The 11,667-nt window shown below is 63.2% G+C and carries 9 protein-coding genes; 4 read left to right on the top strand and 5 right to left on the bottom strand.

Annotated features, from left to right (window positions below):
- Window positions 1-32: 32 nt before the first annotated feature.
- Window positions 33-1,148, bottom strand: coding sequence for a polyamine ABC transporter substrate-binding protein (locus tag NCR38_RS06320; protein ID WP_061117391.1), 1,116 nt, complete (start codon window positions 1,146-1,148; stop codon window positions 33-35).
- 519 nt (window positions 1,149-1,667) lie between these two features.
- Here NCR38_RS06320 and NCR38_RS06315 point away from each other — a divergent pair.
- From NCR38_RS06315 to NCR38_RS06305, 3 genes are all read left to right on the top strand, one after another.
- Window positions 1,668-3,005 (top strand): Nramp family divalent metal transporter, encoded by a 1,338-nt coding sequence (locus NCR38_RS06315; protein ID WP_250476606.1) that lies wholly within the window; start codon window positions 1,668-1,670, stop codon window positions 3,003-3,005.
- A gap of 97 nt (window positions 3,006-3,102) precedes the next feature.
- A complete protein-coding gene (locus NCR38_RS06310; protein ID WP_250476605.1) occupies window positions 3,103-4,383 on the top strand; it encodes a phospholipase A in 1,281 nt (426 codons plus the stop codon).
- Between the two features lie 72 nt (window positions 4,384-4,455).
- The gene (locus tag NCR38_RS06305; RefSeq protein ID WP_061117394.1) at window positions 4,456-4,659 is read left to right on the top strand and encodes a DUF1289 domain-containing protein; all 204 of its coding nucleotides are present in this window, start codon (window positions 4,456-4,458) and stop codon (window positions 4,657-4,659) included.
- 64 nt (window positions 4,660-4,723) lie between these two features.
- Here the strand turns inward: NCR38_RS06305 and NCR38_RS06300 are convergent, their stop codons facing one another.
- The 4 genes from NCR38_RS06300 to NCR38_RS06285 all read right to left on the bottom strand — a co-directional run bounded on the left by NCR38_RS06300 (window position 4,724) and on the right by NCR38_RS06285 (window position 10,563).
- Window positions 4,724-6,316, bottom strand: a complete 1,593-nt coding sequence (locus tag NCR38_RS06300) for an ABC-F family ATPase (protein ID WP_061117395.1) — start codon at window positions 6,314-6,316, stop codon at window positions 4,724-4,726.
- Between the two features lie 199 nt (window positions 6,317-6,515).
- Complete coding sequence (thrC, locus tag NCR38_RS06295) at window positions 6,516-7,961, bottom strand: threonine synthase (protein WP_250476604.1); 1,446 nt, start codon at window positions 7,959-7,961, stop codon at window positions 6,516-6,518.
- A gap of 15 nt (window positions 7,962-7,976) precedes the next feature.
- On the bottom strand, window positions 7,977-9,299 hold the full coding sequence (locus NCR38_RS06290; RefSeq protein WP_250476603.1) for a homoserine dehydrogenase: 1,323 nt from the start codon (window positions 9,297-9,299) through the stop codon (window positions 7,977-7,979).
- Between the two features lie 25 nt (window positions 9,300-9,324).
- Complete coding sequence (locus tag NCR38_RS06285; protein WP_061117398.1) at window positions 9,325-10,563, bottom strand: pyridoxal phosphate-dependent aminotransferase; 1,239 nt, start codon at window positions 10,561-10,563, stop codon at window positions 9,325-9,327.
- Window positions 10,564-11,006: 443 nt separating this feature from the next.
- Here NCR38_RS06285 and NCR38_RS06280 point away from each other — a divergent pair, with 443 nt between their 5' ends.
- Window positions 11,007-11,381: an Mth938-like domain-containing protein gene (locus tag NCR38_RS06280; protein WP_061117616.1), complete on the top strand. Its 375-nt coding sequence runs from the start codon at window positions 11,007-11,009 to the stop codon at window positions 11,379-11,381.
- Window positions 11,382-11,667: the final 286 nt, after the last annotated feature.

Genomic DNA, 11,667 nt, shown 5'->3' with positions numbered 1-11,667 from the left:
GTCGTTTCAGAAGAATAACCGGCTTTTGGGATTCATCGGCCGGACTTGAATTCCGTCCAGAGCCGCGTCTGCAGGCGCTGGATTTCAGGCGGCAGCGGCTTCAGCAGGAACAGCGTCTTGATGACGTCCTGCGGCGGATACACGGCGGGATCGTTCGCAACGTCCTTGTCCACATACTTGCGCGCTTCCAGATTCGCGCTCGGGTAGTAGACCGCGTTCGTGATCGCCGCATGAACCTGCGGCGTCTCGATGTAGTTGATCCACTCGTGCGCGGCGTCCTTGTTCTTCGCGTCCTTCGGGATCGCCATCACGTCGAACCACACGGGCGCGCCGCCCTTCGGAATGTAGTACTCGATCTTGAACGGCTTCTTCGCCTCGACCGCGCGATGCTTCGCGATTACGACGTCGCCCGACCAGCCGTAGGTGAAGCAGATGTCGCCGCCGACCATGTCGTTGATGTAGCCCGACGAGTTGAACTGCGTGATGTACGGGCGGATCTTCTTCATCATCGCGAGCGCTTCGCGATAATCAGCCGGATTCGTGCTCATCGGGTCCTTGCCGATGTAATGCAGCGCGGCCGCGAACATCTGATCCGGCGCGTCGAGCACCGAGACGCCGCACGCCTTCAGCTTCGAGATGTTCTCGGGCTTGAAGAGGATGTCCCAATTGTTCAGTTCGACGCTCGGGCCGAGGATCTGTTTGGCCTTGTCGACGTTGTAGCCGAGGCCGGTCGTGCCGTAGGCCCAGGGCACCACGTACTTGTTGCCCGGATCCGCGCCCTCGACGAGCTTCATCAGCTCGGGATCGAGATACTTGAGGTTGGGCAGCTTCGACTTGTCGAGCGGCATGAAGATATTCGCGGCGATCTGCTTGCCCGCGTAATTGCTCGTCGGCACGACGATGTCATAGCCGGAACGGCCGGTGAGAAGCTTTGCCTGCAGCGTGTCGTCGCTGTCGTAGTTGTCGTACTTCACCTTGATGCCGGTCTGCTTGGTGAAGTTGGGAATCGTGTCCTTCGCGATATAGTCCGACCAGTTGTACACATTCAACTGCGTGTCCTTCGCAAGAGCTGCGAGCGGAGTCAGCATCGCGGCGCATGCCAGTGCGCCCGCCAGCTTGGCCGTGCGGCCCGCCAGTTTCTGGTTCATTTCGATTCTCCCTTGTTCCGACTTGTCACGGTGTCGCGCCGCGCCGACCCGGCGCATGGTTGCATCGCCCGAACTGGTCCGCGACTCCCTTAAAACCCCGAAAACTACCATTAAACGCATGTCCGACAAAAAATAAAAAGTCGCGTGTCGCGCAAAATGTACACGCCCTTGCGCGGCGGGGCCACAGTCTTGCCAGGCGGGCTTCTCGACGGCCTCGCGCCACGCGCGGCCGGCAGGAAAGAGCGCGCATTTTAGCCCCTATTCGGCCCCCGGGGGCACCCGATAAGACCACGCTCGTCAAAAGGGGACGCGTGAGCGTAAGCCCGATGCAATGTCATTATTCGTGCTCGGCCTTCGGCGTCCGCCGAATGGGCGCCCGCGCCTGACGAACAGCCAGCGGAACAGTTGTTGCGAGCCAGTTCGACGTGCGCCGCGAAATGCGGCGTCTTCTGAACCGGCAACGCGTGCGCACGACTGAGTTGGCGCCACGTTGCCTCGCAATTCGAGGCAAGTTCCCGCATGAACACGAATCCCCCCGCGCTCGCCGAGCTTTCAGCCGCGCAATCCGACGCGCAGTCGCCCGCGGCAAGCCGCGAGCGCCGGCAGCGTGCCGCGCGCCCGCGCGGCCGCTGGTATTCGTTCGCGGGCGCGGGCGCACTCGTCGCCGTAGGGTATATGGATCCCGGCAACTGGGCGACGGCGCTCGCGAGCGGTGCGCGCTACGGTTACTCGCTGCTCTTCGTCGTGCTGCTCGCGAGCCTGATGGGCATGCTGCTGCAATGGATCGCGTCGCGCGTGGGTGTCGTGACCGGGCGCGATCTCGCGCAACTCTGCCGCGAGCGCTTCGGCCGGCGCACGACGCTCGTGCTGTGGATTGCGTGCGAAATTGCGATCATCGCGTGCGACGTCGCGGAGGTCGTCGGCAGCGCGGTGGCCCTGCAGATGCTCTTCGGCCTCTCGCTCACGGTGGGCGTGCTGATCTCGGCAGTCGCGACTTTTACGATGCTCGCGCTGCAAAGCCGCGGCAGGCGTCCGCTGCAGCGCGCCGTGGCGGTGCTCATCTTCTTCGTGAGCTTCTGCTTCGTGGTGGAACTCGCCCTCGCGCATCCGGTCTGGGGCGACGCAATGCGCGGGCTGGCGCCGTCGCCCGCGTTGCTGCGCGATGCCGGCATGCTCTGGCTCGCGGCGGGCGTGCTCGGCGCGACGGTCATGCCGCACAACCTTTATCTGCACTCGGCGCTCGTCAAGGAACACGCGGGCGCCCGCGACGACGCGACGATCGGGCGCGCGCTTCGCGGCGTGAATATCGACACGTTCGGCTCGCTCGGGCTCGCGTTCGTCGTCAACGCATCGCTGCTGGTAGTCGCGGCCGCGGTGTTCCATGCGACCGGCCATACGAACGTCGACGATCTCGCCGATGCGCACCGGCTCATCGAGCCGCTCGTCGGCAGTCATTGGGCGGGCGTCGTGTTCGCCGCCGCGCTGCTCGCCTGCGGCCTGAACGCGACCGTGACCGGCACGCTCGCCGGCCAGGTGGTGATGGAGGGCTTCCTGCGGCTGAAGATGGCGCCCTGGGCCCGGGCGCTCCTGACGCGCGGCCTTGCGATCGGCCCGGCGCTCGTCGCGGTCGCGAGCTTCGGGCAGCACGGCTCGAACGCGCTGCTCGTCGCGACGCAGGTCGTGCTGAGCCTGCAGTTGCCGCTTGCGGTGATTCCGCTCGTGCGCTTCGCCTCCGACGCCGGCCTGATGGGTCGCTGGCGCGTCGCGCGCGTGCCGCTCGCGCTCGCGTGGGCGTGCGCGGGCGTGATCGTCGCGTTGAACGGCGCGATGCTTTGGCAGGCGGTGTCGGTGGGCTGAGTCGCTGATGTCGTGCCGAATTTTCGGGATCGCGACGCGCCCCGCGTTGTCAGACCGTTCGGACGCCCGCCTCCGCCCCAGACAGGACACGAACCATATGGCTCAAGGCCCTCGATCGATTTCGCTGCAACATTTCCATCGCTTTGCCGGCCACGCGCGCACGCTCGCGCTTGTTTTCGCGACCCTCGGTGCAAACGAGGCGGCTCACGCGACCGTCGCGGTCCTTCAGCCTGCGCGCGAAGCGGCCGCCTCACAGCCGCTCGAATTGACCCTTCTCTACACCGACGATGACGCGAAGCCGCTCACCGTCGACGTGCCCAGGCAATTGACCGTGAGCCTGACGAACGGCGATCTGCCGCCCGCGCCGCTCACGCTCGAGCGCGATTCCGCAGTGCCGGATCGTCTGCGTCTCGCGCCCGGCCAATATCGCCGGGTGCGCTTTTCCGCGCCCTGGCCGGATTCGGCGCGCGGCACGGTGACGATCGATCCGGTAGGCTTCGATGCGTCGCCGATGCTCGTCACGATCAATCGGAGCGAGACGCAGACGCAGGTCGCGGCCGCCGAGCGCCGCGAAACGCAGGCGACGACGCCCGAGCAGCTCGCGAGCGCAAGCGCCGCCGCGAACACCGCAGCCGTGCCGACGAGCACCGGCGACACGATGCTCTCCGGCCGCTTCTCGACCTTCGAACCGGTTTACTTCGCGGACGGCAAGAACGGCGACAACCTCGCGAAATTCCAGTTCAGCTTCAAATATCGCCTGCATCTCCCCGACGATCCGCGCTCACGAGGCTTGCTGGACAACCTCTACTTCGGCTACACGCAGACGGCGATATGGAATCTCTCGGCCGAGTCCGTGCCGTTCCGCGACATCAGTTTTCAGCCGCAATTGTTCTACTACGTGCAGGACACCGGCTGGAAGAGTCCGCTCTTCACGCGTATGGGCATGGAAGCGGGCTTCGGACATGAATCGAATGGAAGGAGCGGCGACGATTCGCGCTCGATCAACATTGCCTTCGTGCGTCCCACCTGGGATTTCGGCGACCTGAACGGCAATCACCTGACGCTTTCGCCGAAGTTCTATTACTACCTGTCGAAGTCGGGCAACGAGGACATCGCGGATTACCGCGGCTATGTGGATTTTCTCGTGAAATACGGCAGCCCCGACGGCTGGCAGCTCGCGACGACACTGCGCAAAGGCACGAAGCACTGGTACGGCAGCATCGACTCCCAGCTCACGTACCCGCTCGCGAAGCTGATCGGCAGCGCATGGGGCGGCTATCTGTTCGTGAGCTACTTCAACGGATACGGCGAGGACATCCTCGATTACAACCAGCGACATCACTGGATCGCGCGGATAGGCTACAGTATCGCGCGCTGAGTTTTTTTACGAATCTGAACGCCGCGTTGCCGCCCTCTTTTCCCGGCGATAGCGCGCTCACGAGTTAGCCCAATGTCTTCGAATCTTCACGACCTGCCCGACAGCCCCTGTATCGGCGTGTGCTCCACGCTTTTCGACGACGTCTGCAAAGGCTGCGGCCGCACCGCGGGCGAGGTGTCCAACTGGGTCTTCCTCACCGACGAGGAGAAACGCGCGATCTGGACGCGCATTACGCGCGAGGGCACGGCGATGCGGTTCCGCAATGACAGGCTCTGAGCGCAACGAAAAACGGCCCGCTCTTTCGAGACGGGCCGCTTCGACGCGTATGTGAACAGGGAGATTACTGAATCCCCTGGCTCGACAGGAAATCCTCGTAATTCCCGCCGAAATCGCGCAGCGTGCCGTCGGTCTTGACTTCAATGATCCGGTCCGCCAGTCCGCTCACGAACTCGCGGTCGTGCGACACGAAGATCAGCGTGCCTTCGAATTTCTCCAGCGCGATCTGCAGCGACTCGATCGACTCCATGTCCATATGGTTGGTCGGTTCGTCCATCAGCAGCACGTTGTGGCGGCCGAGCATCAGCTTGCCCCAGATCATGCGGCCCTTCTCGCCGCCCGACAGCACCTTCACGTTTTTCTTGATGTCGTCCGCATTGAACAGCAGGCGGCCGAGCGTGCCGCGCATCATCTGCTCGTCGTCGCCTTCCTTGCGATACTGGTCGATCCACTCGGTCAGCGTTTCGTCCTTCGGAAACTCTTCGTACGTATCCTGCGGCATGTAGCCGACGTTCGCGTTTTCCGCCCACTTCACGGTGCCGTGATCGAGCTCGATCGCGCCCTTGAGCGACTTGAGCAGCGTGGTCTTGCCCGCGCCGTTCTCGCCGATGATCGCGATACGCTCGCCCGGCTGCACGCTGATGCTGAAGTTCTGGAAGATGGTCCGGTCGTACTTCTTGGTCAGATCCTCGGCCACGACAGCGATGTTATGCAGCTTCTTCTCGAACTCGAAGCGGATGAACGGATTCTGGCGCGACGACGGCTTGAATTCCTCGATCTTGATCTTGTCGATCATCTTCAGGCGGCTGGTCGCCTGGCGCGCCTTCGACTTGTTGGCCGAGAAGCGGCGCACGAAGTCCTGCAGGTCGGCCACGCGCTCCTTCGCCTTCTGGTTCGCTGCCTGCTGGCGCTCGCGCGCCTGCGTCGACGCGAGCATGTAGTCGTCATAGTTGCCCGGCCAGACTTTCAGCGTGCCGTAGTCCATGTCCGCCATGTGGGTGCAGACCTGGTTCAGAAAGTGACGATCGTGCGAGATGATGATCATCGTCGAGTTGTACTGGTTGAGGACGTCTTCCAGCCAACGGATCGAATTGATGTCGAGGTTGTTGGTCGGCTCGTCGAGCAGCAGCACGTCGGGTTTCGAGAACAGCGCCTGGGCGAGTAGCACACGCAGCTTCCAGCCCGGTGCGACGTTGCTCATCGGGCCGTTGTGATCGTTGATGTTAATGCCGATGCCGAGCAGCAATTCGCCCGCGCGCGCTTCGGCCGTGTAGCCGTCGTATTCGGCGAATTTGGCTTCGAGGTCGGCGGCGCGCATGTAGTCGTCGTCGGTGGCGTCCGGGTTCGCGTAGATCGCATCGCGCTCGGTCATTGCGGCCCACATTTCGGTGTGGCCCATCATCACGACATCGAGCACGCGCATGTCTTCATACGCGAACTGATCCTGACGCAGCTTGCCGAGCCGGACGTTCGGTTCGAGGATGACATTGCCGGAGCTCGGCTCGAGGTCGCCGCCGAGGATCTTCATGAAGGTCGACTTTCCGCAGCCGTTGGCGCCGATCAAGCCATAGCGGTTTCCTTCGCCGAACTTGACCGAGATGTTCTCGAAGAGGGGCTTGGGCCCGAATTGCATGGTGATATTGGCGGTAGACAGCACGGCGCGTCCTTTTGAATGGGGTACGACGAAAAACCTAAGATTTTAGCAGCTTTTGACGGTGTTTTGCCGGATAGCGGCGTTTTCGCGGCTAGCGGGCGGCGCGCTCACGCATTGCCGCATCGTGAAAAAGGGGCGCGGCCAATGTAGCCGCGCCCCTTGAACTCCGTGAAGACCGCGCGATGCGCAGACGCGTATCGCGTTATGTGCGCTCGGCGATGAAAGCCTTGACCACGCCTGCATCCGCCGGAACGATATCGAACCTTTGTGGCAGTTTTTCAAGTCCCACGAAAGCCGCCGGCCGCTCCGGCTCGCGATTCAGCGCTTCGCGGATGGTCTCGCCGAACTTGATCGGCTGGGCGGTTTCCAGAACGATCATCGGCACGCCCGGCTTCAGGTTTTCGCGCGCGACCTTCACGCCATCGGCGGTGTGGGTGTCGATCATCGTCTGATAACGCTCGTACACGTCGCGGATGGTCTTCACGCGATCGTCGTGATCGCTCTTGCCCGACACGAAGCCGAATTCCTGCACGCGCGCGAAATCGCCGCTCGCCGCGAGATCGAAACCGCCCTTCTCCTCGACGTCGCGGAACAGTTGCAGCACGCGCGCCGGATCGCGCCCGAGCAGATCGTAGACGAAGCGCTCGAAGTTCGAAGCCTTCGAGATATCCATGCTCGGCGATGTCGTGTGATACGTCTCCGCCGCGCCCCGCACGCGATACACGCCCGTCTTGAAGAACTCGTCGAGCACGTCGTTCTCATTGGTCGCGACGACGAGCTGCTCGATCGGCAAGCCCATCATGCGCGCGATGTGACCCGCGCACACGTTGCCGAAATTGCCCGACGGCACCGTGAACGAGACGCGCTCGTCGTTGCTCGCCGTCGCGGCGAAATAGCCCTTGAAGTAGTAGACGACCTGCGCGACGACGCGTGCCCAGTTGATCGAGTTGACCGTGCCGATCTTGTGCTTCGCCTTGTACGCGTGATCGTTCGATACGGCCTTGACGATGTCCTGACAGTTGTCGAAGTTGCCCTCGACGGCCAGATTGAAGATGTTCGGGTCCTGCAGCGAGAACATCTGCGCGGTCTGGAACGCGCTCATCTTCTTGTGCGGCGACAGCATGAAGACGCGCACGCCGGTCTTGCCGCGCATCGCGTATTCAGCGGCGCTGCCGGTGTCGCCCGAGGTCGCGCCGAGGATGTTCAGCGTCTCGCCGTGCTTTGCCAGCGCGTATTCGAAGAGGTTGCCGAGCAGTTGCATCGCCATGTCCTTGAAGGCGAGCGTCGGGCCGTTCGAGAGTTCCAGCAGCGACAGCGTCGTGCCGTTTTCCACGCCGAGCGTCTTGAGCGGCGTGATCTGCACCGCGCTCTCTTCGTGGCGCACGTTGCTGTACACCTGCCCGGTGTAGGTCTTGCGCGTGAGCGAGCGCAGGTCTTCGGCGGGGATGTCGTCGCTGAACTTCGACAGCACTTCGAATGCGAGATCCGCATACGACAGCGAGCGCCAGCGCGCGAGCTCGTCGGCCGATACGCGCGGATACTCCGCCGGCAAATACAGCCCGCCGTCTTTTGCGAGCCCGCCGAGAAGAATGTCCGAGAACGTGTGGCGCTCGTTGCTGCCGGCGCCGCGCGTCGAAATGTAGTTCATCGTGCGTCCCTGCCCTTAGTTGAGCGCTTCCATGCGCAGCTTCGTCACCTTCGAAACGACCGTGGACAGCGCTTCGATCTGCGCAATCGCCGCGTTCACGTTCTTCTCCAGCGTCTCGTGCGTGATGAGGATGATGTCGGTTTCGCCCTTGTTCGCGCCGTCGACTTCTTCCGATTCCTTCTGCAGCAACGCGTCGATGGAAATGGCCTTGTCAGCGAGGATGCGCGTGATGTTCGCGAGCACGCCCGTCACGTCCGCGACGCGCAGGCGCAGGTAATAGCCGCTCGTCACTTCGTCGATCGGCAGAATCGGCGTGTTCGACAAGCTATCCGGCTGGAACGCCAGGTGCGGTACGCGATGTTCCGGATCGGCCGTGTGCAGGCGCGTCACGTCGACGAGATCGGCGACCACGGCGGAAGCCGTCGGCTCGGCGCCCGCGCCCTTGCCGTAGTAGAGCGTGGTGCCGACCGCATCGCCGTGCACGACGACCGCGTTCATCGCACCTTCGACATTCGCGAGCAAACGCTTGGCCGGAATCAGCGTCGGATGCGTGCGCAACTCGATGCCCTTCTCCGTGCGCCGCGCGATGCCGAGCAGCTTGATGCGATAGCCGAGGTCTTCCGCGTAGCGAATGTCGATGGCGGCCAGCTTGCTGATGCCTTCCACATACGCGCGGTCGAACTGCACCGGCACGCCGAAGGCGATCGCGCTCATGATCGTGACCTTGTGCGCGGCGTCGACGCCTTCGATATCGAAGGTCGGATCGGCTTCGGCGTAACCGAGCTCCTGCGCGGCTTTCAGTGCGGTCGCGAAGTCGAGCCCTCGGTCGCGCATCTCCGAGAGAATGTAGTTAGTCGTGCCGTTGATGATGCCCGCGATGTACTCGATGCGGTTTGCCGTCAGCCCTTCACGCAGCGCCTTGATGATCGGGATGCCGCCCGCCACTGCCGCTTCGAACGCGACCATCACGCCCTTCGCGCGAGCGGCTTCGAAAATCTCCGTGCCATGCACCGCGAGCAGCGCCTTGTTGGCCGTCACGACATGCTTGCCGTTCGCGATCGCGCGCAGCACCAGCTCGCGCGCGAAACCCGTGCCGCCGATCATTTCGCACACGATATCGATGGAAGGATCGTCGACGACCGCGTTGAAGTCGTCCGTCACCGCGATGCCTTCCCGCTTCGCGGCTTCGGCCTTCGCCGGCGTGCGCACCGCGACGCGCGCGATGTCGATGCCGCGCCCCGCGCGTCGTTTGATTTCTTCCTGGTTACGGCGCAGCACCGTGAAGGTGCCGCTGCCGACCGTGCCGAAGCCCAAGAGTCCTACTTTGATCGATTCCATGCAGCGCGAGTCTTTAAAAGAGAGATTAAGCGGAATGTCGTTTGCGATAGCCGTCGAGGAAGCGCGCGATACGGTTGATCGAATCCGCGAGATCGTCGACATTCGGCAGGAAGACCACGCGGAAGTGATCCGGTGTCGGCCAGTTGAAGCCCGTGCCCTGCACCAGCAGCACCCGCTCCTCGAGCAGCAGGTCCGTGATGAACTGCTGGTCGTCCTGGATGGGGTACATCTTCGGATCGAGCTTCGGGAACATGTAGAGCGCCGCCTGCGGCTTCACGCAGGTCACGCCCGGGATGGCCGTGAGCATGTCGTAGGCGAGCTCGCGCTGCTTGTAGAGGCGTCCGCCCGGCAAGATCAGGTCGTTGATGCTCTGATAGCCGCCAAGCGCGGTCTGGATCGCGTACTGGCCGGGCACGTTCGGGCACAGGCGCATCGACGCGAGAATGCCGAGGCCCTCCAGATAGTCCTTCGCGCGGCGGCGGTTCTCTTCGATCAGCCCGGAAATCGCCATCCAGCCCGCGCGATAGCCGCACGAACGGTAGCTCTTCGACAGGCTGTTGAAGGTGACCGTGACCACGTCTTCGGACAGCGCGGCCATCGACGTGTGGGTCTGGCCGTCGTAGACGATCTTGTCGTACACCTCGTCCGCGAAAATGATGAGGCCGTGCTCGCGCGCGATCGCGATCAGCTCGCGCAGCAACTCGTCCGAGTACAGCGCGCCCGTCGGGTTGTTCGGGTTGATGACGACGAGCGCCTTGGTGTTCGGCGTGATCTTCGCGCGGATGTCGTCGAGATCGGGCATCCAGCCGTTGCCTTCGTCGCACATATAGTGGCGCGGCGTACCCGACGACAGGCTCACTGCGGCCGTCCACAACGGATAATCCGGCGCCGGAAGCAGCACTTCGTCGCCGTCGTTCAGTAGCGCCTGCATCGCCATCACGATGAGCTCGGACGCGCCATTGCCGATGTAGATATCGTCCAGTTCGACGCCGGTCACGCCCTTTTGCTGCGTGTAATGCATGATCGCCTTGCGCGCGGCGAACACACCCTTCGAATCCGAATAGCCCGACGATCCCGGCAGATTGCGGATCATGTCCTGAATGATCTCGTCCGGCGCCTCGAAACCGAACGGCGCCAGATTGCCGATATTGAGCTTGATGATGCGATGGCCTTCCTCTTCGAGGCGCTTCGCGTGTTCGAGCACGGGCCCGCGAATGTCGTAGCAGACGTTTTGCAGCTTGTTGGATTTGAGAATCGGTTTCACGGCTGGCGCTCTGGGTCTGGGTGTTGATGCGGACTGGTTTTTCTGAATCGATCAGGTGCGGCTCGGCATTCGGGCGGACAGCCCCGCGCGCCGGCAGCGCACGGGCGTTGCGATGAAAACCGGGTTTGAAGCCTGAAGGCGGCTCGTCCGGACGACTCGCGCGTTCCCGAGCGCCGAACGATGCATTTTAGACGTCGCGCCAGGTAGGGCGTGAGCGATGCGGACCGGTTGCGTGTCGGAGGCGGCTTGTGGCGGCACGCGAGTGCAACGGACGGCGCTCGAGCGAGCCCGGCAGCCGAAAAGTTATAATTTACTGATTATGGCTCAGTTCCGCAATGCACCAAAGGAACGCGCAGGCCGATGCGCCAAAAGGCGCGCGCGGGCAGCTTCCAACGTTGCGGCACACGCTGGGCCGTCAACCTTTCTCTTGCCGGATCATCGTTTTGAAACTGCACCAGGAATCCAACAACGCGCTCAACACCATCACGAGCTACGGAGACGGTTTCGTGGCGATCAATCTCGAAAGGCACGAAGGCAGCGTGATCGTCATGCCCGAGACGCCCGTCGCGGCGTGGCCGGTGTCGTCATTTGAAGCGCTCACGCCCGGCGATTTCGATGCACTCGTCGAAGCGGCGCCCGAAGTCGTCATCTTCGGCAGCGGGTCGCGGCTACGCTTTTTGCATCCGCGGCTTACGGCGCAACTGGCGAAGCACCGCATCGGCGTCGAAACCATGGACTTCGGCGCGGCGTGCCGCACCTACAACATTCTGATGTCCGAAGGCCGGCGCGTGGCCGCGGCGCTCCTGATCGAAGCCTGAGGAAGGCCTAAGGAAACGCTAAGGAAGTAGTGCCAGACTTCCGCCGCCCGTCCGACATCGGGGTGCGCCCGTGGCTGACACGTATCGAATTTGACGAATGCCGGCCGGCCGTGCGCTACACTCCCGCCCGGCGTTTGTCTTTGCCGACGCGCGGGCGGGGCTCGAAATCAATCGGTGGGCATTCGGCGGAGTCGCTTCGGCACGGCTATCGGGGCGCGCACCGGACGGCGCGTGCCGGAACTCGCGAACTCACAGCGAAAATGCGTGCCTGAGCATGCGCGTACTG

Origin of the sequence: Caballeronia sp. INML1 (genome assembly GCF_023631085.1) — a bacterium.
GTDB classification, from domain to species: domain Bacteria; phylum Pseudomonadota; class Gammaproteobacteria; order Burkholderiales; family Burkholderiaceae; genus Caballeronia; species Caballeronia turbans.
The sequence above is the reverse complement of the archived record's forward strand: the minus strand, read 5'-3'. Positions and strand labels throughout refer to the sequence as shown.

Bases quoted from the DNA above. Each gene is read 5' to 3' on its own strand.
- NCR38_RS06320 (WP_061117391.1), bottom strand. From the start codon at position 1,148: ATGAACCAGAAACTGGCGGGCCGCACGGCCAAGCTGGCGGGCGCACTG.
- NCR38_RS06315 (WP_250476606.1), top strand. From the start codon at position 1,668: ATGAACACGAATCCCCCCGCGCTCGCCGAGCTTTCAGCCGCGCAATCC.
- NCR38_RS06310 (WP_250476605.1), top strand. From the start codon at position 3,103: ATGGCTCAAGGCCCTCGATCGATTTCGCTGCAACATTTCCATCGCTTT.
- NCR38_RS06305 (WP_061117394.1), top strand. From the start codon at position 4,456: ATGTCTTCGAATCTTCACGACCTGCCCGACAGCCCCTGTATCGGCGTG.
- thrC (WP_250476604.1), bottom strand. From the start codon at position 7,961: ATGAACTACATTTCGACGCGCGGCGCCGGCAGCAACGAGCGCCACACG.
- NCR38_RS06290 (WP_250476603.1), bottom strand. From the start codon at position 9,299: ATGGAATCGATCAAAGTAGGACTCTTGGGCTTCGGCACGGTCGGCAGC.